At 42.7% G+C, this 22,611-nt stretch carries 27 protein-coding genes, 1 riboswitch and 1 other annotated feature; of the genes, 22 read left to right on the top strand and 5 right to left on the bottom strand.

What is annotated here, in order from left to right:
* Nucleotides 1–18: 18 nt before the first annotated feature.
* The 11 genes from minC to pheA all read left to right on the top strand — a co-directional run bounded on the left by minC (nt 19) and on the right by pheA (nt 7,955).
* Nucleotides 19–702, top strand: a complete 684-nt coding sequence (gene minC / locus C5695_RS13495) for a septum site-determining protein MinC (protein ID WP_117731165.1) — start codon at nt 19–21, stop codon at nt 700–702.
* 2 nt (nt 703–704) lie between these two features.
* Nucleotides 705–1,508, top strand: a complete 804-nt coding sequence (gene minD, locus C5695_RS13490; RefSeq protein WP_117731164.1) for a septum site-determining protein MinD — start codon at nt 705–707, stop codon at nt 1,506–1,508.
* 109 nt (nt 1,509–1,617) lie between these two features.
* Nucleotides 1,618–2,409: a M23 family metallopeptidase gene (locus tag C5695_RS13485; protein WP_117731163.1), complete on the top strand. Its 792-nt coding sequence runs from the start codon at nt 1,618–1,620 to the stop codon at nt 2,407–2,409.
* Nucleotides 2,402–3,271 (top strand): M50 family metallopeptidase, encoded by an 870-nt coding sequence (locus C5695_RS13480; RefSeq protein ID WP_117731162.1) that lies wholly within the window; start codon nt 2,402–2,404, stop codon nt 3,269–3,271. The genes C5695_RS13485 and C5695_RS13480 overlap by 8 nt, the downstream gene beginning before the upstream one ends.
* A 66-nt stretch (nt 3,272–3,337) precedes the next feature.
* Nucleotides 3,338–3,410, top strand: a sequence feature (ribosomal protein L21 leader region).
* A gap of 12 nt (nt 3,411–3,422) precedes the next feature.
* The gene (rplU, locus tag C5695_RS13475; RefSeq protein WP_041090936.1) at nt 3,423–3,731 is read left to right on the top strand and encodes a 50S ribosomal protein L21; all 309 of its coding nucleotides are present in this window, start codon (nt 3,423–3,425) and stop codon (nt 3,729–3,731) included.
* Nucleotides 3,732–3,745: 14 nt separating this feature from the next.
* Nucleotides 3,746–4,084, top strand: coding sequence for a ribosomal-processing cysteine protease Prp (locus C5695_RS13470; protein ID WP_117731161.1), 339 nt, complete (start codon nt 3,746–3,748; stop codon nt 4,082–4,084).
* A 12-nt stretch (nt 4,085–4,096) separates the two neighbouring features.
* Nucleotides 4,097–4,381, top strand: coding sequence for a 50S ribosomal protein L27 (gene rpmA / locus C5695_RS13465; RefSeq protein ID WP_003216586.1), 285 nt, complete (start codon nt 4,097–4,099; stop codon nt 4,379–4,381).
* 276 nt (nt 4,382–4,657) lie between these two features.
* Nucleotides 4,658–5,251, top strand: a complete 594-nt coding sequence (locus tag C5695_RS13460; protein ID WP_117731160.1) for a sporulation initiation phosphotransferase B — start codon at nt 4,658–4,660, stop codon at nt 5,249–5,251.
* Between the two features lie 21 nt (nt 5,252–5,272).
* Complete coding sequence (gene obgE, locus C5695_RS13455) at nt 5,273–6,559, top strand: GTPase ObgE (protein ID WP_117731159.1); 1,287 nt, start codon at nt 5,273–5,275, stop codon at nt 6,557–6,559.
* Nucleotides 6,560–6,614: 55 nt separating this feature from the next.
* Complete coding sequence (locus C5695_RS13450) at nt 6,615–7,058, top strand: ACT domain-containing protein (RefSeq protein WP_003216269.1); 444 nt, start codon at nt 6,615–6,617, stop codon at nt 7,056–7,058.
* A gap of 18 nt (nt 7,059–7,076) precedes the next feature.
* Nucleotides 7,077–7,955: a prephenate dehydratase gene (gene pheA, locus C5695_RS13445; RefSeq protein ID WP_117731158.1), complete on the top strand. Its 879-nt coding sequence runs from the start codon at nt 7,077–7,079 to the stop codon at nt 7,953–7,955.
* A 219-nt stretch (nt 7,956–8,174) separates the two neighbouring features.
* Here the strand turns inward: pheA and C5695_RS13435 are convergent, their stop codons facing one another.
* Together C5695_RS13435 and C5695_RS13430 are read right to left on the bottom strand one after the other, a co-directional pair.
* Nucleotides 8,175–8,717, bottom strand: coding sequence for a transcription repressor NadR (locus C5695_RS13435; protein WP_117731156.1), 543 nt, complete (start codon nt 8,715–8,717; stop codon nt 8,175–8,177).
* 3 nt (nt 8,718–8,720) lie between these two features.
* Nucleotides 8,721–9,863, bottom strand: coding sequence for an IscS subfamily cysteine desulfurase (locus tag C5695_RS13430; protein WP_187441882.1), 1,143 nt, complete (start codon nt 9,861–9,863; stop codon nt 8,721–8,723).
* Nucleotides 9,864–9,957: 94 nt separating this feature from the next.
* Here C5695_RS13430 and nadB point away from each other — a divergent pair, with 94 nt between their 5' ends.
* From nadB to C5695_RS13405, 5 genes are all read left to right on the top strand, one after another.
* Nucleotides 9,958–11,532 (top strand): L-aspartate oxidase, encoded by a 1,575-nt coding sequence (gene nadB, locus C5695_RS13425; protein WP_117731154.1) that lies wholly within the window; start codon nt 9,958–9,960, stop codon nt 11,530–11,532.
* Entirely contained in the window at nt 11,514–12,377 is an 864-nt protein-coding gene (gene nadC, locus C5695_RS13420) for a carboxylating nicotinate-nucleotide diphosphorylase (RefSeq protein ID WP_117731153.1), read from the top strand. The genes nadB and nadC overlap by 19 nt, the downstream gene beginning before the upstream one ends.
* Nucleotides 12,364–13,476 carry a quinolinate synthase NadA gene (gene nadA / locus C5695_RS13415; protein WP_117731152.1) on the top strand — a complete coding sequence of 371 codons (1,113 nt, stop codon included), beginning with the start codon at nt 12,364–12,366 and terminating at the stop codon, nt 13,474–13,476. Before nadC ends, nadA begins: the two co-directional genes overlap by 14 nt.
* Nucleotides 13,477–13,606: 130 nt before the next feature.
* Nucleotides 13,607–14,818, top strand: a complete 1,212-nt coding sequence (gene safA, locus C5695_RS13410) for a SafA/ExsA family spore coat assembly protein (RefSeq protein ID WP_117731151.1) — start codon at nt 13,607–13,609, stop codon at nt 14,816–14,818.
* Nucleotides 14,819–14,950: 132 nt separating this feature from the next.
* Nucleotides 14,951–15,568 carry a YhcN/YlaJ family sporulation lipoprotein gene (locus C5695_RS13405; RefSeq protein ID WP_060596878.1) on the top strand — a complete coding sequence of 206 codons (618 nt, stop codon included), beginning with the start codon at nt 14,951–14,953 and terminating at the stop codon, nt 15,566–15,568.
* Between the two features lie 48 nt (nt 15,569–15,616).
* Here C5695_RS13405 and C5695_RS13400 read toward each other — a convergent pair whose 3' ends face one another.
* Nucleotides 15,617–16,249 (bottom strand): LysE family translocator, encoded by a 633-nt coding sequence (locus tag C5695_RS13400; protein ID WP_117731150.1) that lies wholly within the window; start codon nt 16,247–16,249, stop codon nt 15,617–15,619.
* Nucleotides 16,250–16,485: 236 nt separating this feature from the next.
* Nucleotides 16,486–16,594, top strand: a riboswitch (TPP riboswitch).
* 123 nt (nt 16,595–16,717) lie between these two features.
* Between C5695_RS13400 and thiC the strand changes: the two genes are divergently transcribed.
* Nucleotides 16,718–18,475: a phosphomethylpyrimidine synthase ThiC gene (gene thiC, locus C5695_RS13395; RefSeq protein ID WP_117731149.1), complete on the top strand. Its 1,758-nt coding sequence runs from the start codon at nt 16,718–16,720 to the stop codon at nt 18,473–18,475.
* A 30-nt stretch (nt 18,476–18,505) separates the two neighbouring features.
* On the opposite strand, the gene C5695_RS20625 is transcribed toward thiC, so the two are convergent.
* Complete coding sequence (locus tag C5695_RS20625) at nt 18,506–18,658, bottom strand: hypothetical protein (RefSeq protein WP_187441883.1); 153 nt, start codon at nt 18,656–18,658, stop codon at nt 18,506–18,508.
* Between the two features lie 191 nt (nt 18,659–18,849).
* Here C5695_RS20625 and C5695_RS13390 point away from each other — a divergent pair, with 191 nt between their 5' ends.
* Nucleotides 18,850–19,032 (top strand): hypothetical protein, encoded by a 183-nt coding sequence (locus tag C5695_RS13390; protein WP_003216799.1) that lies wholly within the window; start codon nt 18,850–18,852, stop codon nt 19,030–19,032.
* A 228-nt stretch (nt 19,033–19,260) separates the two neighbouring features.
* On the opposite strand, the gene C5695_RS13385 is transcribed toward C5695_RS13390, so the two are convergent.
* A complete protein-coding gene (locus C5695_RS13385; RefSeq protein ID WP_117731148.1) occupies nt 19,261–19,905 on the bottom strand; it encodes a protein kinase family protein in 645 nt (214 codons plus the stop codon).
* Between the two features lie 239 nt (nt 19,906–20,144).
* Here C5695_RS13385 and C5695_RS13380 point away from each other — a divergent pair, with 239 nt between their 5' ends.
* The 4 genes from C5695_RS13380 (at nt 20,145) to C5695_RS13365 (ending at nt 22,608) form a co-directional block, all read left to right on the top strand.
* A complete protein-coding gene (locus C5695_RS13380; RefSeq protein ID WP_187441278.1) occupies nt 20,145–20,645 on the top strand; it encodes an intercompartmental signaling factor BofC in 501 nt (166 codons plus the stop codon).
* A gap of 148 nt (nt 20,646–20,793) precedes the next feature.
* Nucleotides 20,794–21,399, top strand: a complete 606-nt coding sequence (ruvA, locus tag C5695_RS13375; RefSeq protein WP_117731146.1) for a Holliday junction branch migration protein RuvA — start codon at nt 20,794–20,796, stop codon at nt 21,397–21,399.
* An 11-nt stretch (nt 21,400–21,410) separates the two neighbouring features.
* The gene (ruvB, locus tag C5695_RS13370; RefSeq protein WP_117731145.1) at nt 21,411–22,415 is read left to right on the top strand and encodes a Holliday junction branch migration DNA helicase RuvB; all 1,005 of its coding nucleotides are present in this window, start codon (nt 21,411–21,413) and stop codon (nt 22,413–22,415) included.
* Entirely contained in the window at nt 22,408–22,608 is a 201-nt protein-coding gene (locus C5695_RS13365) for a DUF2905 domain-containing protein (protein WP_117731144.1), read from the top strand. The genes ruvB and C5695_RS13365 overlap by 8 nt, the downstream gene beginning before the upstream one ends.
* Nucleotides 22,609–22,611: the final 3 nt, after the last annotated feature.

Raw genomic sequence — 22,611 nt, 5'->3', positions numbered from 1 at the left:
GTTGTTGAGGTGAGCATCTTGAAAACTCAAAAACAGCAATATGTGACGATAAAAGGTACAAAAAACGGATTAACATTACAGTTAAATGATGACTGTTCGTTTGATGACCTTCTTTCTGGCCTGCGAGAGGTTCTTTTACTTGAGCAATATACAGATGGCAGAGAAGGACATAAAGTTAATGTGCATATTAAGCTTGGTTTTCGTTATTTAACAGAGGATCAGGAAGTGCGTTTGACTGAAGCGGTGTCTGAAAATGAGCATCTCGTCATTCATTCGATTGAAAGTGACGTCATGTCATCTGAAGAGGCGAGACGATTAAAAGCAGAGGCCGAAATTACCTCTGTAGCCAAAATTGTCCGCTCTGGACAGGTGCTGTATGTCGAAGGAGATCTCTTATTAATAGGAGATGTCAATCCTGGCGGAACGATTCGTGCAGGGGGGAATATTTTTGTTCTTGGCGCATTAAAAGGTGTGGCACATGCTGGATGTAATGGGAACAAACAAGCTGTCATTGCGGCATCTCGTATGATTCCAACACAGCTTCGCATCGCACAAGTTTTTAACCGAGCACCGGATCAAAAAGAAGATGGAAATGAAATGGAATGTGCTTATTTAGATATAGATGGCAACATGATCATTGAACGCCTGCAGCAATTGGCTCATATAAGACCTAATCTGACAAGGCTTGAGGGAGGAATGTGAAATTGGGCGAGGCTATTGTGATTACCTCAGGAAAAGGCGGCGTTGGCAAAACAACAACATCTGCAAACTTAGGCACAGCACTAGCAATTCAAGGAAAAAAAGTGTGTCTAGTTGATACCGATATTGGCCTTCGGAATCTGGATGTCGTGATGGGGCTTGAGAACCGCATTATTTATGATCTAGTCGATGTAGTAGAAGGAAGATGTAAAATTCACCAAGCGCTTGTAAAAGATAAGCGTTTCGACGATCTTTTGTATCTTTTACCTGCTGCTCAAACAAGCGATAAAACGGCTGTAGAGCCGGAGCAGATCAAAGAATTAATTCAATCATTGAAACAAGACTTTGATTATGTTGTCATTGACTGCCCTGCTGGAATTGAGCAAGGCTTTAAAAATGCTGTATCTGGTGCTGATAAGGCAATTGTCGTGACGACACCGGAAATTTCAGCTGTAAGAGATGCTGATCGAATCATCGGCTTGTTAGAACAAGAAGATATCGAACCGCCTCGTTTGATTGTCAACCGTATTCGTACACACATGGCGAAAAGTGGCGATTCAATGGATGTGGATGAAGTTGTCCATCACTTATCGATTGATCTTCTTGGCATTGTAGCAGATGATGATGACGTCATTAAAGCTTCAAACAATGGTGAACCGATTGTCATGGATGCTAAAAACAAAGTATCAATCGCATATCGTAATATCGCTCGCCGTGTGCTAGGCGAATCTGTTCCGCTTCAATCATTTGAAGATGAAAACAAAGGAATGTTTGCGAAGCTGAAAGCATTTTTTGGTGTAAGAGCATAAGTATTCAGGTAAGATGAGACCGATTCGATGAGAATCGGTCTTTTTGTTGCATATCAGATGAGGTCACCACATAAAATGTACAAACTGTTTGTATGTAAAGGGTGATCTCATGAAAAGAGTGGACGAGTACCGAAAAAAAATCGCGCAACGCCATAAAACGAAACAGCCAGCTGCTCCTCCGAAGAAGACGACTTTTAAGAAAAAAGAAGATATCCCTCCATGGGTGATGCTGACGGAGGAAGAAAAGCATTCAGGGGCGTCTTCCTATGAGTCGTCGTCGCACCAGGAGAAGAAATATCGGCATCCGTTATTTAACCCGAATGCCTTTGTGCTGAAATGTTTATTATCTGCGTCCCTTGTGTTGATTGCGGCCATTTCATTTAAAGGTCAAGCAGGTCCGTTTCAGCAGCTAAAGCCTATGATTACGCAGACCTTTGAGCAGGATTTTCAATTTGCTGCTGCCAATCGCTGGTTTGAGAAGACAGTGGGGAACCCCCTTGCCTTTTTAACCGACAAAAAGGAAGATCAAAAAGATGTACAAGCGAACCAAGAACTGGCTGTACCTGCCTCTGGAAAGGTGCAGGAATCCTTTACGCAAAATGGAGCAGGTGTCAAAGTCGAAACGTCGGCTGAAGCCATTGACAGTATGAAGGAAGGCTATGTAGTAGAGGTGAAAAAGAAAAGTGACACAGGTCTTACAGTGGTCGTGCAGCATGCAGATAACAGCTATAGCTGGTACGGTCAATTAAAGGAAGCAGATGTGGCTTTATACGATTTTGTCGATAAGGGTGAAAAAATTGGCCAAATCTCACTTGATGATCAAGGAAAGGGAACGTATTATTTTGCTATAAAGCAAAATGAACAGTTCATCGATCCTATTCAGGTGATGACCTTTGAATAGATGGCTCATAATGCTGATGAAAATTCACATTCATCCGCTTCTATGGATTGTGATGGCGTTTGCGATTCTCTCAGGTCAAATTAAGCCGCTGCTTTGTCTGCTCATCATTGTCTTTGTCCATGAGCTTGGACATGCAGCGGCTGCTTGCTATTATCATTGGCGCATTCGACGGATTTTTTTACTTCCATTTGGCGGAGCGGTAGAAGTAGAAGAGCATGGGAACCGCCCGCTAAAGGAAGAGCTGGCGGTCATTTTATGCGGGCCGCTCCAGCATATACCGCTCCAGCTTATGGCGTGGCTTTTCATGGAGGCTTCTCTGATCTCGCACGATATTTTTACGATGTTCACCTTTTATAATATGGCGATTTTTCTTGTGAACCTTTTACCTATTTGGCCGCTTGATGGCGGGAAATTATTCTTTTTGCTCTTATCAGCATATTACCCTTTCCAACGTGCACATGGCCTTGCTATAAAAGGCTCGCTTATCTTTTTCGGTCTATTGACTGCAGGGTTACTTTTGTTTGCCCCGCTTCAGTTCAATGGCTGGGTGTTGCTCACTTTTTTAGCTTATTCACTCGTGATGGAGCACAGGCAGCGGCATTACGTCAGAGTTCGTTTTTTACTAGAACGCTATTACGGTAAAAAAGAGCAAAAGGTAGAAAAGCTTATTCCGCTGAGAGCGAGTGCTGAGGACAAAGTATATGAAGTCATGGCACGATTCCAAAGAGGCTGCAAGCATCCGATTATTATTGAAAGGAACGGCGTGAAAATGAGCGAGCTTGATGAAAATGAACTGCTCCACGCGTATTTTTCAGATCGAAGAACCACTTCCTCAATGGAAGAGCTTCTTTTGCCGTACTAGTGGTGAAAATACGTTGACATTCTGCGTTCAATTTGATATATTTTTTAATGTTATGGATATGTAGCACCCGTGCTACAACCGCGCGGAGCAGGTGTAAAGAGCCTAAGGCCCCCTGTATTCGGCGAGTCTGAGTTTATTAGGAGGTGCAGAGATGTACGCAATTATCGAAACTGGTGGTAAACAAGTAAAAGTTGAAGAAGGTCAAACTGTTTATGTTGAAAAACTAACTGCTGAAGCAGGTGAAACAGTAACTTTTGAAAACGTATTGTTTGTCGGCGGAGACACTGTCAAAGTGGGTAACCCTTCAGTTGCTGGAGCAACAGTAACGGCTAAAGTTGAAAAACAAGGTCGCGGTAAGAAAATTACTGTGTTCAAGTACAAACCGAAGAAAAACAACCACAAGAAACAAGGTCATCGTCAACCTTACACTAAAGTTGTTATCGAAAAAATCAACGCTTAAGGCGTGTGAGTGATATGATCAAAGCAACCATTACTCGGTCAGTAGCAGATGAAAGCATTACGTCTTTTCAGATGACTGGACATGCCGAGTTTGCTGAAAAAGGTCAGGATCTCGTTTGTGCAGGTGTTTCTGCTGTTGTTTTCGGCTCAGTCAATTCAGTTATTGCACTGACAGGATTGGACCCACTGCTTGATATTGGTGAAGAAGGTGGCTACTTCTCTTTTGAATTGCCTGCTGATACAGATCCAGTATCCTTTGAAAAAGCCCAGCTGCTTTTAGAAGGCATGGTCGTTTCCTTAGAGACAATTGAACGAGATTATCACGATTATGTGAGAATATCTACAAAAAAATAGGAGGTGAACTTCATGCTTAGATTAGATCTTCAATTTTTCGCATCTAAAAAAGGGGTAGGTTCTACAAAGAACGGACGTGACTCTGAGTCTAAACGTTTAGGCGCTAAACGTGCTGATGGTCAATTCGTAACTGGTGGTTCTATCCTTTATCGTCAACGTGGAACGAAAATCTATCCAGGTGAAAACGTTGGACGCGGAGGCGACGACACTCTTTTCGCTAAAATCGACGGAACAGTTAAATTCGAACGTTTCGGTCGTGACCGTAAAAAAGTGAGCGTATATCCTGCGGCACAATAATTGCTAAAAACTCCGGTCATTGACTGGAGTTTTTTTCACTGTTCAGGGAGCTTTTGCGCTTTTTACAAGTGGTACCGAAGATGATAAAAGAAGATGCACTCCATAAATATCAAAGAACGTTTGCTGACTTTGCCTCATTTTCTCCTATAGATCAGAAAAAACAACCTTTCCTCACATAACTAGTGTTTTTCTATGCTGTCTTCTCTGTTATAATTCAGGGAGACAGAGTGATGATAAGACTCCTAAAAGAGAGACCAAACGATTGGGAGTGCGATAATGGAAGAGATACCAAGTAAACAAAACGAAAAATTAACTCACGTTGCATTAACAAATGAATTGATCTATCTGCTCAGTCGTTCAAGACACGACTGGATGAATAAATTGCAGCTGATCAAAGGCAACTTGACATTAGAAAAATATGACCGGGTGTTTGAAATTATAGAAGAAATGGTCATTGAAGCACAGCATGAATCCAAACTCTCAAATTTAAAAATTCCCCAATTGGCCTATTCCTTTCTAACATTTAATTGGGAGTCGCATTTTATCACCCTAGAATATGAAGTGCTTGGTGAAACCCGAGACTTATCAGCATATGAATCGCAGCTGCTAACGGTATCACAGGAGTTGTTTTCGATATTCGATCAATCAGTTTGCCAAAAAACTGAAAATCATTTAACGGTCACGTTCCAAACAGATCATGAAGAGAATGATGTGATCTTATATTTTGATTTCAAAGGGAAATTAACAAGTTTGGATGCGTTAAATGCGTTTCATGAAGCAAACTATCCATGTATGAGTGTAACGCAATTTCATGTGACAAGTCATGAGTCCATGATTGAGCTTTGTTTGAGGCAAGAACGAGATATGTGATGCAGAGAAACGGAGGAAGTTATGTTTGTAGATCAGGTTAAAGTGTATGTTAAAGGCGGTGACGGCGGAAACGGTATGGTGGCGTTCCGTCGTGAAAAATATGTGCCAAAAGGCGGACCGGCTGGCGGCGATGGCGGAAATGGTGCGGATGTTGTATTTGAAGTAGACGAAGGACTTAGAACGTTAATGGACTTTCGTTATAAACGTCATTTCAAGGCAGATCGCGGCGAGCATGGCATGAGTAAAAACCAGCATGGCCGGAATTCGGAAGAGATGATTGTCAAAGTTCCGCCGGGTACCGTTGTGACAGATGCAGAGACGGAACAAGTACTTGCTGACTTAACAGAGCATGGACAGCGGGCGGTCATTGCAAAAGGTGGACGAGGCGGACGAGGAAATTCACGTTTCGCAACACCGGCAAACCCTGCACCGCAGCTTTCTGAAAATGGTGAACCAGGTAAAGAACGTGACGTCATCTTAGAATTAAAAGTACTTGCAGATGTTGGACTCGTTGGTTTCCCAAGTGTCGGGAAGTCAACTCTGCTTTCAATTGTCTCTTCTGCGAAACCGAAAATTGCGGATTATCATTTCACAACGCTTGTGCCGAACCTAGGAGTTGTCGAAACAGATGATAACCGAAGCTTTGTCATGGCGGATCTGCCAGGATTGATTGAAGGAGCGCACGAAGGTGTGGGCTTAGGTCATCAATTTTTACGCCACATTGAGCGTACTCGTGTCATCGTCCATGTCATTGATATGTCAGGACTTGAAGGACGTGACCCGTACGAAGATTATGTGACCATTAATGAAGAGCTTGAGCAATACAACATGAGGCTCACAGAGCGTCCACAAATCATTGTAGCGAACAAAATGGACATGCCAGATGCTGCCGACAATCTAGCGGCATTTAAAGAAAAATTAACAGATGATGATAAAGTATTCCCAATTAGTGCGATTACAAGAGAGGGGCTTCGTGAGCTCTTATTTGAAATCGCCAATCAACTTGAAACAACACCGGAATTCCCGCTCTATAATGAAGAAGAGCTATCTGATAACCGCGTGATGTACAGGTTTGATGAGGGAGATGCACCATTTGAGATCTCAAGAGATCCTGATGGCACATTTGTCTTAACGGGTAAAGCACTTGAGCGACTGTTTAAGATGACAGATTTCTCAAGAGATGAGTCCGTGAAACGATTCTCTAGACAGCTGCGCGGAATGGGTGTCGATGATGCCTTACGTGAGCGTGGTGCAAAAGACGGCGACATCATTCGTCTGCTTGAATTTGAATTTGAATTTATTGATTGATCAAAAGGAGGGTCCAGTCCATGGGCTCTCCCGTTTTTAAAAGGGGAGAAAACAGGTGAAAGAAGAAACGTTCTATTTGGTAAGAGAGGATGTCCTTCCAGATGCGATGCGAAAAACGCTTGAAGTCAAAAAGCTTCTCGATCGCAAAAAAGCGGATTCAGTTGCTGATGCTGTTCAACAAGCGGATTTAAGCCGCAGTGCTTTTTATAAATATCGAGATGCTGTTTTTCCATTTTATACGATGGTAAAAGAGCAGATCATCACATTGTTTTTCCACCTTGAAGATCGGTCTGGGGCTCTGTCAAGGTTGCTTCAAATTGTGGCTGACTCTGGCTGTAATGTGTTATCCATTCACCAAACGATTCCGCTGCAAGGAAGAGCGAATGTCACCCTATCCATTAGCACGGCTGGCATGGCAGATGATATCAACACAGTCATGAATCAATTAAGAAAACTTGAATTTGTCGAAAAAGTTGAAATACTAGGTTCTGGGGCGTAAAAGGAGAGATCATAGCAGATGAAGCAATTAACTGTAGGTTATTTTGGACCAGAGGCAACATTTACTCATTTGGCCGTATGCTCTTGTTTTCCGGCAGATACAGTGCAGCGTGCCTATGCAACAATCCCGCAATGTATGGATGCTGTGTCAAAAGGCGAAGTAGATTTGGCGGTCGTTCCACTTGAAAATGCACTCGAAGGATCTGTGAACTTAACGATTGATTATTTAATTCATGAAGAAGCGCTGTCCATTGTTGGTGAAATAACAGCTCCGATTCGGCAGCATTTACTCGTCCATCCTTCAAGAGCGGAGAGCTGGGAGACATTAGATGTGATCCAATCACATCCGCATGCGATTGCCCAGTGTCACCAATTTCTGAAAAGGCAGTATCCTGATATACCTCACAGGCCAGTGGAATCAACAGGTTATGCAGCAAAATACATTAGTGAGCATCCGGATGAAGCTGCCGGTGCCATTGCCAATGAAATTGCGGCAAAAACGTATGGTTTAACGATTGCAAAAAAAGACATTCATGATTATCCGCACAACCATACACGCTTTGTGATTTTACATAAAGATCCTAAGGCAACTTTTCCAATGAATGCTGGCTTCTCATCCAAGCCAAAAACGACCATAGTTGTCAGTCTGCCAAAGGATGACCAATCAGGTGCACTGCATCGCGTGTTATCTGCTTTTTCTTGGCGGAATCTCAACTTGTCAAAAATTGAATCTCGACCGACTAAAACGGGTCTTGGGCACTATTTATTTATTATTGATATTGAAAAAGAAATGGATGATGTTCTTGTCCCTGGCACGATTCAGGAATTAGAAGCGATTGGCTGTGAGGTCAAACTGCTCGGCAGCTATCAAACATATGAATTAACGAATGAAAAATAGTGTCCCTTGCAGGACACTTCAGCGTGTAGACAAACCCTCGCATTCTTTGTCAGGTCTGCGCGCCGGTACTCACGAATGTCAAATTCGCTCCGTTCCGGTGCTCGCCCTTCCTAGACTTCAAAGGTTTTCTATCACGCTGAAAAGGAGACAAAGGGCTAAAATAAACATTATTTTAGCCCTTTGTCAACAATCTGTAGTGTCCCTTGCAGGACACTTTTTTTAGTCTTTAATTAAAAAACCTGCGTCATCGAGTGCTTGAATGGCTTGGTCAAGCTGCGTTTGACTGTAAGAGGTTAGTGTATGTAAGTGCACGCCGTCTGTTAGTTCTGACAAGTAGGAGGCGCCCGTGTTAGAAATGTGATGAACGAAATCAGCTACTTGTTTGCGAGTGCTGACGCGGATCGAGGCCGTTAATTCACCGTAAACAGGATGCTCGATGATCACATCTTTTACGGTCACACCAAAGTCTACAATCAATGTCAGTTCCTCTTCCGTATGAACAGGATCATGCTTGCAGGCGATGATTTGTTCAATTTCTCTTTCTGGCGCATGCTGCGGTGCCATGTACACATAGCCTTGGCTTGTCGCAATAATGGGTTCGTTTTTTGCTTTTAATAGTGAAATATCTTGTACAATGACTTGTCGAGAAACAGCTGCCTTTTTAGCTAAAAAACTTCCGGTAAGCGGGGTATCTGTTTCTTTCAGCCACTCTAAAATGGCACTTCTTCTCTCTTCGCCAATGAGTTTCCTCTCTTGCTCCACGTCCTATGCTCCTTTCTTCTCCTTTTGCAAATGTTCAAATGTATGCAAAAGCTGATCGATGTCCTCTTTTGATGACTTCGATCCAAATGATAGTCGAATGAATTGAAGGGCATCACGATCTGATACGTGCAATGCCTTCACAGCCGGGGAAGGATCATGATAACCAGAAGCACATGCACTTCCAGTTGATATACAAATTCCATGCCGGTTACATGCTAACATTACATATTGTCCTTCAAACCCTTCAAAAAAACAACCAATAATATGAGGCAGAGCACGGCGGCTGCCATTGTTCTGAAGTGTACGGACAGGAAGCTGTCTTATTTTGAGCTGCTGAAGAAAATAATCACGAAGCAGCTCATGTTGTCGATGGAGCTCATCTCGCTTTAGCATCAATTGTTCGCTCGCAGCAGTAAAAGCACCGATGGATGGAACGTTCACTGTTCCAAGGCGGAAGCCACCTTCCTGAACTGCACCTGAATATAAAGGCTTCCAAGGTACATGTGCGCCCATATAGACAGCACCAGCGCCCTTAGGTGCATACACTTTATGACTAGAGATGGACACGGCATCAACCCCAAGCTCCTTGATGGACACACGAATTTTTCCGAATGTTTGCACGGCATCTGTATGAAAAACAATGTGCTTTTCTTTTAAAAGGGGCGCCAATTCAGCGAGCGGCTGGATAATCCCTGTCTCTGAATTAGCATGCTGAATAGATACGAGCCCTGTTTCAGGCAATAACGCTTCTTTGAGAATGTCCTGAGTGATGATCCCATCTGGATTTGGTTCAATGATCGTGACCTTCACGCCAAGGCGCTCTAAGCTGTTAACTGCGTGATGAACAGAAGGGTGCTCTACAGAAGTTGTAATGACGTGCTGCCTGTGTGCTGGCAGACCATTTGCGATCGATTGAATCGCCAAAAGGTTGGATTCTGTTCCGCCGCTTGTAAAGTAGATACCATCTGGTTCACCCTCAAGAATGGCAGCGAATGATTGTCTGCTGTAAGTCAATATATCATTTGCTCTTCCCCCTGCATCATGAAGACTGCTTGCATTCCCGTAACAATCTTGACTTAGCTGCTGAAAGACATGAAGGGCCTCCTCTGAAACAGGTGTCGAAGCTGCGTAATCTAAATAAACCAACCGATCCATCTCCTATGTGAAAATTTTTTCTTGTATTTATTGTAGTGTTATGTAATGATATGTGTCAAGACAGATGTAAATGACAGGAGGGGCAATGGTGTCATCAATCAAAAAAGTCATTGTGGTGGGGTCAGGCATTGCTGCGCTTTCTTTTGCAAGCTCCATTTCGGAAAACTGCCAAGTTATCATGATGACAAAAAAACAATTTTCCTCTAGCAATTCCATGCTTGCACAAGGAGGAATTGCTGCACCCTTTTCACCACATGATTCCATTCATCAGCATGTACAGGACACATTAGCTGCCGGATGTGATCACAATGATGAAAGAACCGTACAAGAGATTGTAAGTCTTGGAAAACAACTTGTAGAGCAGCTCGTAGCAGAAGGCTGTCCATTTGATCAAACAAAGACGGGCGTGCCGCAATTAGGTAAAGAAGGGGCACATACGACGCCTCGTATTTTGCATGCAGGAGGAGACCAAACAGGCAAAACTCTTGTGCAATACTTAAAAAATCAGCTTGGCTCACATATTCATTTATACGAATATCATCATGTCATTGATCTATTGGTGCATGAAGGAGCCTGCATCGGTGTTGTGTGGAAAGACGAGAAAGGAAACGTACATACCATGACCGCAGATGCAGTTGTTTTATCTACGGGCGGCTGCGGCTCCCTATATGAAACAAGCACAAATGACTCTTCTGTAACAGGAGATGGCCTGATGATGGCCTATCGAGCCGGAGCACAGTTAGCTGATCTCGAATTTGTTCAATTCCATCCGACTCTCTTGACGATTGCCGGAAAAGCAGTCGGTCTCGTGTCAGAAGCAGTCCGGGGAGAGGGAGCCTATTTAGAGGATGAAACAGGTAGGAGGATCATGAAAGGTGTTCACCCACAAGCGGATTTAGCGCCTAGAGATGTCGTCGCTAGAGCTATTTTTCATGAGCAGCAACTCGGTCACGGACTTTATCTCAATATTCGTGAGATTCCACATTTCTCCGTTCGTTTTCCAGCAATTGATGAAATGTGTCAGCGGGCAGGTGTCGATATGGCAAGTGGCAGGCTACCGGTTTCCCCAGGTATGCATTTTTTAATGGGCGGAATCTGCGTCAATGAATATGGAGAAACGACGGTTCCTTCACTTTTTGCTATTGGCGAGGCGGCCTGTACAGGCTTACACGGTGCAAATCGATTGGCGAGTAATTCTCTTTTGGAAGGTCTCGTTTTAGGAAACAAAGCGGCACGGAGAATGGAACAGTTATCTATACTGAAAAACACAGTCTCATCATGTACTTTTCAAGAAGTGTGGTCTGTCCCAGCGATGTCAAAGGATCAGTTGAGACAATGGATGACGACTTATGCCGCAATTGTGAGAGATGAAAAAGGGTTAAAGATCTTGCTTCAAACATTACAGGAAGTCCCTTGTCAGCAAATCAATGTGAAAAATATCACAAATGAACAGCTTGAATTAAGTAATCAATGGGCATTAGCGATTCGCCTTGTGAAGTCTGCATTACTTCGTACAGAAAGCAGAGGCGGGCATTATCGAATGGATTATCCAAAGCGGAATGATGATTTATGGCGGGGCAAGCAGATCGTCCATGAAAAGGGGCGTATTTATGTGATGAAAAATGAAAGGATCGGTGCAAAATGGAACGTCTACAGTTAAAACAAATGCTGACTTATTTTTTCAAAGAAGATATTGGTTTTGGAGATGTATCAGCTGATGCCATCTTTAGAGACAAGAAAGGAACAGCTTACATGATCGCAAAACAATCGGGGGTATTGTCAGGTTCTCACGTAATTGACGTAGGATACCGCCTGTTGAATGAGCAAATTCAAACAGAGCTGTTTTTTGAAGAAGGTGATTGGATTCATTCAGGAGCAGTGCTGGCGAAAATAAAGGGACCAGTCAGCGACTTATTAAAAGGAGAACGGGTCATTTTAAATGTCTTGCAGCGCATGACAGGTATCGCCACCTTAACACATGAAGCAGTCCAGCGATTAGCGGATCCATCAATTACGATTTGTGATACGAGAAAAACGACTCCCGGCTTGCGTATGTTAGAGAAATACGCTGTGAAGACAGGAGGCGGAAAGAATCATCGCTTCGGCTTATCAGATGGAGTAATGATAAAAGACAATCATATTGCGGCATGCGGCTCTATTCGTGAGGCAGTAGAGAAAGCAAGGGCATATGCCGGTCATATGGTGAAAATTGAAGTGGAAATTGAATCTGAAGCGCAGCTAATCGAAGCCATTGATGCAAAAGCCGATGTCATCATGTTTGACAACTGCTCTCCGGAAGAAGTAAAACGTTTTAAGCAAATGACGCCGAGCACAATTCTTACGGAGGCTTCAGGAGGCATTACGTTAGAGACATTGCCAAGCTACAGAGGGACTGGTGTCGACCTGATTTCACTTGGTTTTCTAACGCATTCTGCGCCAGCATTTGATTTTAGTATGAATATGGAATTCAGCCATAAAGGAGGAACGACTCATGTCCATGCTTGATGTACTTGCGAATCAACATGCAGCCATGATGCCTGAAGAATATAAACAACGCTCTGAAGAGGAAATGAAGCAGCGTGTACTAGACATTAAACAGGCTTTTGGATCAAAGCTTTTTATACCAGGGCATCATTATCAAAAGGATGAAGTCATTCAATTTGCAGATGCAACAGGAGATTCATTGCAGCTCGCACAAATAGCCGCTGACAATCAAGAGGCTGAATACATTGTGTTCTGCGGGGTTCATTTCATGGCTGAAACGGCAGATATGCTGTCAAACAAGAATCAAAAGGTCCTATTGCCAGATATGAGAGCTGGTTGTTCAATGGCAGATATGGCGAACATGAAACAAACGGACAGAGCATGGGAGAAGCTCATTGGTCTGTTTGGGGAGACGATCCTTCCACTTACGTATGTCAACTCAACAGCTGATATTAAAGCATTTGTCGGCAAGCATGGCGGGGCGACTGTTACATCTTCAAACGCTAAAAAAGTGCTAGAGTGGGCGCTCACACAAAAGGAGCGGATTCTGTTTTTGCCTGATCAGCATTTAGGGCGTAATACGGCCTATGATTTAGGCATTTCGCTAGAAGAAATGGCTGTGTGGGATCAAATAGAAGAGAAGCTTATCACCGATCAGCCGCTTTCTCGTATCAAAATGATTTTATGGAAAGGCCATTGCTCTGTACATGAGAAATTTACGGTGCGAAATATTGAAGAAACGAGGAAAAAAGACCGTGACATTCAAATCCTTGTCCATCCAGAGTGCACGCATGAAGTCGTCAGGGCTTCTGATCTAGCGGGCTCAACGAAATTTATTATTGATACGATCAAGGAGGCGCCAGCAGGAAGCAAATGGGCGATTGGAACAGAGATGAATTTAGTCAAACGGATCATAGATCAGCATCCAGATAAACAAATTGAATCCCTTAATCCTGATATGTGTCCCTGTTTGACTATGAACCGAATTGATCTGCCTCATTTGTTATGGTCACTTGAGAGCATTGAAAAAGGTGATCCTGCCGGTTTGATTCAGGTCAATGAGGACACAACGAAAGACGCTTTACTTGCGCTGAAGAAAATGCTCACCATTAAATATTGATCCACCCCCCCTCCTATCAGAAAACAAGTTTTTATCATATCGGCTTGTAAGTAGGCATAAATTTATGTTGAAACATATTGTACTTCTGACATAACCGCTACGTTCACGTTTTGCATAGGAGGGGAAAACGTTGAAAATTCATATTGTGCAAAAAGGAGACTCCCTTTGGAAAATTTCAAAGAAATACGGAGTCGACTTTCAGGAATTGAAAAAACTAAATTCGCAGCTCAGTAACCCAGATTTGATCATGCCGGGTATGAAGATCAAAATTCCATCTAGTGGTGTTCCTGTGAAAACAGACCATCAAAAAGCAAAAGAAATGCCAAAGCCGAAAGAACATCCGTATGTGAAAGAAAAGCCAAAAGATGTCGTGCAAGTGCAAGATACGAAGCCAAAAGAAAAGCCAAATGAACCGGTCCCTTATGTACCGCCAGTGCCAAAGATTGAGCAGCCAGTTTTTCCGCAAGTCGATGTGAACTATTATCAGACCAATCTCTACCAGCCATTCACGCCTCCTCCCAAAAAAGAACATCACGAGAAAAAAGATCATGTGCATGAGAAAAAGGACCACAAAGATCACAAGGATCATGTTCATCATGAAAATAAGGATCATAAAGACAACAAAGACCATTTTTATGATGAAAATAAAGGTCATTTAAAAGATGAAGTGGCAAAGGGCTATGATCCGTTTATTCATATTCCGCATCAAAAGGAGGAGGGAAAAGATATGGAGCACAGCAATTACCCAAACCTTCCTAATTTCCCGCAAATGCCGAATGTAGGGGGCGCAGCGGTAGGTGGAATGGCTGAAAATAAAGAGCACCATCATCATGAACAATACGATCCTTATTATGGTTATGGTCATGGTCATTACATGCCAGCGATGTATCCATATCCGCAGCAAATGGTTCCAGCATCGCCAATTTTACCAGGTTCAGGCCTTTGTTATCCTGTCCAGCCATATTATCACCATCACATGATGCCATATCCATACCCAGCTCAGCCATATTATCCTGCGTACCAAGCGCCAGCTTATTACGGGGAACATTACGAGAATCATGCAAACGACGGGCATCATTGGCATCATCATATGCATCCAAATGCCAACGCTAACGCCAATTTAAACGCAAATCAAGGCTTTTATCCAAACGTTTCAAATGAGGCTTACGGTAAGGAAGACTGTGGATGTGATGATGGCATGAAGCAGCATCAGCCGTGGCCAGGACATTATCCAAATCCTGTTCCTTATGGCCAGATGGGAGCTTATCCAGCTCAGCCTTATATGCAGCCATACCCAGGTCAATCCGTTTTTGCAAGGCCAGAAGAAGACGAAGAAGAGTAATGACAGAAGGGACGATCTCAATCGTTCCTTTTTTTGTTTATAACTGACAGCGTGATTTTTTTCCTAACTGTACATGCTAAAACAGAGCCTGTTTGTGCTCAAGAGATTGAATTTGTACAGGGGGTTTTTCGTTTGAGACAAAAATGGCAAAAAACGATCGCATTAGTGCTTCTTCCTATCGGGTTAACAGCATGTGGCACAAATGACAATGCAGGTGTAGATACACGGCATAATCAATCAGGTCAGCCAGTCGGATACCATTCGAATAATCGTGCAGCTGACAATAACCAAGATCATCAAGGACCAGTTTCTGAACTCATGGAAGGGATGAACGGTGGGAATACAACGAATGTTGATTATCGCACCCGTCCTCAAGCCGATGATCGCATGCCTCTCGCAGGTGGAGATGGACGCTACAGTCATGGAGATATGAATTATCATAACCAAATGTCGTTCTCTGGCTACGATAAACAAGAGAACGTCCAGCGTTCAAGAAAAATTGCCAACCGTGTCAATAAAATGAATCATGTGGCAGACTCTCAAGTGATGGTGACAGATGAAAATGTGTATATTGCGATTAAGTCAGATGGACGTCTGACGTCAGAGGGTGTATCACAAGTAGAAGAAGCAGCAACTCGTTATGCGGACGGAAGAGCTGTTCAAGTCATCAAAGACGAAGGTGCGTTCACACGCTTCAGAGATATGAGAAGAACACAATTTGAAACAGGCCAAACAGGTATGACCCGATAAGTTGAAGCATAAAAAAGGCTAAAGTTCCTAAAGAACTTTAGCCTTTTCTTAAAAATAAACCTTGATCCCTATATAAAATTCGTAAAAGAAATAACAACCAAATCCAAGTAATAAAATACCAGCAATGATGGAGGTCCATTTGATCATCGTTCGATTCATCACTTTTCTCGTTAATGATACAAGGGTGAGAAGGCCGATGTCATGAAGAAGAATCCCTGCCAAAATACCGCCTGAAGCCAGCATAAACTCAGATGAATCTGTTTTTGCATAGGCATCTGCCAGTACAGCACCGAATACAGAAACCCAGAACACAAGGTTTCCGGGGGATACCGCCACAAGCAAGCCGTTTCTATACGTTTTTGCGAAGGATTTATTGACTTTCTCTCCAGCTAAGTGGATGTCTTGATCCGCATGTTTAATGGAATCGTAGGCGAGAATCATTAAGAATACGGCTCCAATCAGCCAGAGCGGAATTTGAACAAACGGCAATGATAAAAACTGAGCAAATCCTGCATATAAAGCCAAAATAAGTAGTAAATCGATGGTCATGCCGCCTGCTCCTACGGTTAAACCATGAAAGAAGCCGTTTTTTAATCCTTGTTTTGTCATTTCAACCGTGATCGCTCCAACTGGCAGAGCAATTGAGAATCCTACGACGATAAATGTGAGAAATGTTTGCAATCGACTAGAACGTCCTTTAAAAAAAGTTGTATAAAAATTCTCCGTTTAGATTAATTATACATATTAGGAGAAAAGGATCAACAATTATTTCGGATTTTATCGAAATAATGAATGTGGAAGATGCATAGAACGATGCATATCAAAGGAGTTGCTATTTTTTATAGGGGAAAGGAACTATTTTCCTGAAAATTCTTTTTTTCATGTCACCTGTATGCTACACTGTTGTGGAAATCAATAAATGTGACTAGGGGTGCCCACAGCTGGGCTGAGAGAGAAGTGTATGCTTCTTAACCCTTTGGACCTGATCTGGCTCGTACCAGCGTGGGGAAGTTGAAGATGATACATGTGTCATATGATGACATTCATGTTTATTTCTAACGACGAAACCAGGTTCTTTTCTAGAGCCTGGTTTTTTGCTGGTGCTGATTCCATCCTGTCCGGTGACAAGAAGAGAAGGAGAGAACAGCAATGAGAGAAAAGAAATCAATCACTACTCAATCTTTATTATCAAGCTTTGATGGCAGTCGAAAGGTGTATGAAAAGGGCTCAAGACCTGACATTTTAGTGCCAAAAAGGGAGATTGCCCTCTCAAAAACGATGACGCAGGCGGGGAGCATTCAAAATGAACCGATTCGTGTGTACGATACAAGTGGACCGTACACCGATAAGAGTGTCCATATCGATGTTACAAAAGGATTAAATCGTCTGAGAGCAGCGTGGATCGAGGAAAGAGGAGATACAGAAAGCTATGAAGGGCGTCATGTGAAACCAGAAGATAACGGATATCGTTCCGAAGAGAAAGAGTCCTTTCATCATGTTCATACTGATTTTCAACATGAGCCGCTTCGTGCAAAACAAGGTGCCAGTGTGACGCAAATGCACTATGCAAAACAAGGTATTGTGACACCTGAAATGGAGTTTATCGCGTTAAGGGAAGAGCTAAACCCTGAGTTCGTGAGAGAGGAAGTAGCCAGCGGAAGAGCCGTCATTCCATCAAATATTAACCATCCTGAAAGTGAGCCGATGATTATCGGAAGGAATTTTCATGTCAAAATCAATGCAAACATTGGCAATTCAGCTGTGACATCATCCATTGATGAAGAAGTAGAAAAGATGACGTGGGCAATCAGGTGGGGGGCGGACACCATGATGGATCTGTCTACTGGGAAAGACATTCATACAACGAGAGAATGGATCATTCGGAATTGCCCAGTCCCAGTAGGAACCGTCCCTATTTATCAGGCGCTTGAAAAAGTGAATGGCGTTGCAGAGGATTTGACATGGGACGTGTACAGGGACACCTTAATTGAACAAGCAGAGCAAGGAGTAGATTACTTCACGATTCATGCGGGCGTCCGGTTAAGGTATATTCCACTCACAGTCGATCGGGTGACCGGAATTGTTTCAAGAGGCGGTGCGATAATGGCCAGATGGTGTCTTGCCCATCATCAAGAGAATTTCCTCTATACTCACTTCGAAGACATTTGTGAGATTATGAAAACATATGATATTGCCTTTTCCCTTGGAGACGGACTTAGACCAGGCTCAATAGCTGATGCCAATGATGAAGCACAGTTTGCAGAGCTGGAAACGTTAGGTGAATTGACAGAGATCGCTTGGAAACATGATGTACAGGTGATGATTGAAGGTCCTGGACATGTACCGATGGATAAAATCAAAGAAAATGTGGACAAGCAAATGGAGATTTGCAAAGAGGCGCCATTTTATACGTTAGGGCCTCTTACAACAGATATTGCCCCAGGATATGATCATATTACATCTGCAATTGGCGCGGCTATGATCGGCTGGTATGGAACAGCGATGCTATGCTATGTGACGCCAAAAGAGCATTTAGGTCTGCCGAATAAAGAAGATGTGAGAGAAGGTGTAATTGCCTATAAAATAGCCGCACATGCCGCTGATCTAGCAAAAGGACATCCTGCTGCTCAAAAGCGCGATGATGCTTTATCGAAAGCAAGGTTTGAATTTAGATGGCGCGACCAATTCAACCTATCACTTGATCCAGAAAGAGCGATGGCGTTCCATGATGAAACACTACCTGCAGAAGGCGCTAAAACTGCCCATTTTTGCTCGATGTGTGGACCGAAGTTTTGCAGTATGAAAATTTCCCACGATATTCGAAATCAATCAGAAGAAGTAAAAAGAGAGATGGAGAAGAAGGCGAAGGAGTTTATCAGACAAGGAAGTCAAATATATTCATCCTAAAAAAGAACCTCACACGCTTGCAGGGTTTTATCAGATGGCTGAAAAGACTTTTCTTAAAAGGTGGAAAACAGCCTTTAATGCAACCCCCACCATGTCCAGACTCGGAATGAGTGCATCTGTTACATGAAAAAAGACGGTTTGTCTCTCTGGAGATGTTCGTTTCTTTTTCTGTTTCTGTTTCATGAAGACAACCTCCCTTTTAAACAATATAATTCTTTACAGAACATAGGAATAGAGATGTTGTAAGAATTTAAACAAAATTTAAACTTCTTGGGTTTGAATGGAAAGAAGGAGGGGAAACGAATTGAATAGAGAATGAATGAAAAGAGCTGATCTATTTGGCCAGCGAACAAGAATGAGTGGAAGGTGATCTTATGATGAAAGTATTTAAGGTAACATTTCATATGAACAATGGGGAAGTGCTTGATTTCGAGTTGAAACGCCCAGCTACCTATGATGTGTATAAAAAAATAGAAGAAGCGAATCATTGGTTTAAGCTGAATAATGAAATCATTAACCTATTAAATGTGAATAGCATTCATGTAGAAACAGATTAAAACAGAAAGCCGCTCAAAAAGAGCTTTCAGCGTGTAGACACACCTCGCATTCGGTGTCAGTCCTGCGCGTCGGTACTCACGAATGTCTAATTCGCTCCGTTCCGGTGCTCGTCCTTCCTAGACTTCAAAGGTTTTCTATCACGCTGAAAAGAAGACAAAGGGCTAAAATAAACATCATTTTAGCCCTTTGTCAACAATCTGAAAGCCGCTCAAAAAGAGCGGCTTTCATTATGCAGAAAAATCATTCCGATTATGAAGCTGACCGCGGGACAGCCAGTTCTTTTTATACAAATAAGCAATCACTTCAAGCCACAGACGCGGTGCTTTTTTTGGGAAAAAAGGCTTTTGATAATAGGCGTAAGCGGCTTTTAAATCATCCCACTGATGGCATGCTTTTGTTTGTGTGAAACGGGCAACGTCGATAACCCTCACTCGGCCTTCCTTTGTTAAGATCAAATTCCGCAGATGGATATCAGAAGGATTCAATCCTTTCTCGCGTGCTTCTTCCAGCGCATCATCGACTTGTTCAATCATTTGTTTTTTGATAGGAATCCCCTTTGTGAGGCATTCATAGAATGTGTAGCCTTTAATATATTCCATTAAAATATACTGATCCCCAGATTCATAAATCTCAGGGTAGTAAGACGAACCAGAAAGTTTTTCATAAATGGCGGCTTCTTTGCGGGCAATATGTTGATAAGAAGGGAAAAAGACTTTTAGCGCCATTTTTTTGCCGTCTTTTTTATATGAAAAGACATAGGCACTTCTTCCTTTGCCGCACAGCTCAAGCTCTGCCGGTTTAAAGGCAAGCTTATGAAAACGTTTATCTTCATGATACTGAATCGATTCAGCTAATCTTTTGACATCTGACATTGACTTCACCTTCTTTGGTTTCAGTTTATGCGGCTGAAAAACGAATGATGAAAAAACCGTGTCATTCGATAGGGTAATGGATTGTATAAAACATACCATTTACGAATGAAGGATACAACGAAAGACTCTTCCCATATATTCACGCCATCGATTTGGTTAATGTTTAGAAAAATGGGTCAAACTACATATGTCATGCATCGATCTCATGTTCTAAAGAGGTGTAAATAGTGAAAGTGAAGATGAAATGTTTCGTTACAGGACTTATCATGACAAGTGTGCTCTTTTTCGCTGCGGATATGGAAGGAAAAGAACACTTGCAAAAGCAGTCAAACTCAATCACCGTACAGCTTGAAAAAGTCTATCTAGACGGCGATGTGAGTATTGAAAGACACCGGGCATCATTAGAGGACAAAGACACATTCTGGGCGCAGTATAAAGGCTGGACGCTAGTAGAACAGAAAGAAGATTTTGCGCTTTTTAGAAAGCAAATTGATGATATTTCTCCATTAAGTAAAGCAAATGGATATATCGGATTATCAGAGGACGGTGTGATTTCTACGTTTCATGGAAGGCCTGACGGCTGGGCGGAGCCTATTCATCTCTTTTTTCAAATTGATACGTCCCGTTTAGAAAGTCATGTGGAGGAGCAGCTTGAGCAAGGCATTCCTTTTCGAACAAAGGATGAATTTGAGCATGTGCTTGAAGTCATGAAGCCTTACCGAAATGAAATATCGTTTTAAAGCGTGTAACAGCTTGCTGGCGATAAAGCCGCAAGCTGTTTTTCGTAGTTTCATGATAAAAATGTACTGAGCGAACGTATGTTAACTTTTATTGCGGTTTTCTTCTCGATTTATGTTACAATGAAGAACAGTCAAAGAGGTGAAAACGGTGATAGAGTTTGTTAAAGGGACCATTGATTATGTGTGCCCGCAATATGTTGTCATAGAAAACGGCGGAGTGGGATATCAAGTCTATAGCCCAAACCCGTTTATCTATCAAATCAATAAACAAGAAACGATTTATACATACCATTACATAAAGGAAGACGCTTTTTCGTTATATGGATTTCAAACGCGAGAAGAAAAAGCGCTGTTCACAAAACTGTTAAATGTCACAGGGATTGGGCCGAAGGGGGCTCTAGCGATTCTTGCTTCCGGTGACCCTGGCGCTGTCATCTCAGCGATAGAACGTGAAGATGAAGCATTCCTTATTAAATTCCCTGGCGTTGGCAAAAAGACAGCACGACAAATCATTCTCGATCTAAAAGGAAAGCTAGCCGATGTCGTGCCGGAAATGATTGGCAACCTATTTAATCACGAGGACCATATTCAGGTCGAAACGCAGCAAACAGCATTAGACGAAGCGCTTGAAGCCTTAAATGTTCTTGGATACGGTGATCGCGAAATTAAAAAGGTTCTTCCATTACTAAAAGAAGAAAAGAATCTTACAACCGATCAATATGTGAAAAAAGCTTTACAAAAAATGTTGAAATAGGGTGATGTCTCATGGATGAACGGCTCGTCTCAACTGAAGCAGACAACCATGAATCAGCCATTGAGCAAAGTCTGCGGCCACAGACACTTAGCCAATATATCGGTCAGCAAAAAGTAAAGGATAATCTCAGTGTGTTTATTGAAGCTGCCCGTATGAGGCAGGAAACACTCGATCATGTCCTTTTATATGGACCACCTGGACTTGGGAAAACAACGCTTGCGTCGATCATTGCCAATGAAATGAATGTTCAGCTGCGTACAACGTCTGGACCAGCGATTGAACGTCCTGGCGATCTGGCGGCAATCTTAACGTCACTTGAGCCAGGTGATGTATTGTTCATTGATGAAATTCATCGCTTGCAGCGTTCAATTGAGGAAGTGCTGTATCCGGCAATGGAGGATTTTTGTTTAGATATTGTCATTGGAAAAGGAGATACAGCCCGCTCTGTACGGCTTGATTTACCGCCATTTACACTTGTAGGTGCCACGACGCGTGTCGGACTTTTAACAGCGCCGCTTCGCGATAGGTTTGGGGTACATGCAAGATTGGAATACTATGAGCAAAGAGATTTGGCTCACATTGTCTCAAGAACAGCCGAGCTGTTCGAGATTGGGATTGACCTTCGCTCAGCCGAAGAGATCGCAAGACGTTCCCGGGGTACGCCGAGGGTTGCCAATCGTCTGCTCAGAAGAGTAAGAGATTTTGCGCAGGTGCTTGGGAATCATGCGATTACTCAAGATATTGCGGAAGATGCCCTTGAGCGCCTTCAAGTTGACAGGCTGGGCCTCGACCATATAGATCATAAGCTGCTTTTAAGCATGATTGAAAAATTTAGAGGCGGTCCTGTAGGGCTTGATACAATCTCAGCGACAATTGGAGAAGAATCACATACGATTGAAGATGTGTACGAACCTTATTTACTGCAAATTGGTTTCCTGCAAAGAACACCGAGAGGACGGGTCGTCACAAGAGAAGCGTATGAACATTTTCAAATGGAGGTTCCGATTCGTGACTGAATTCCCTAAAATATTGATGATTTTAGGTGGTGTCCTTTTTGCCGCAGGATTAGTATTTCAATTGGTTGGTAAGCTTCCGGGTGATATTTTTGTAAAAAAAGGGAATGTGACGTTCTTTTTTCCTGTCATTACATGCATTGTCATTAGCGTTGTATTAACCATTTTACTTAATATCTTTGGACGGATGAAATAACAT

Source organism: Bacillus pumilus, assembly GCF_003431975.1.
GTDB lineage: Bacteria > Bacillota > Bacilli > Bacillales > Bacillaceae > Bacillus > Bacillus pumilus_N.
This window is presented reverse-complemented; position numbering and strand designations above follow the sequence as displayed.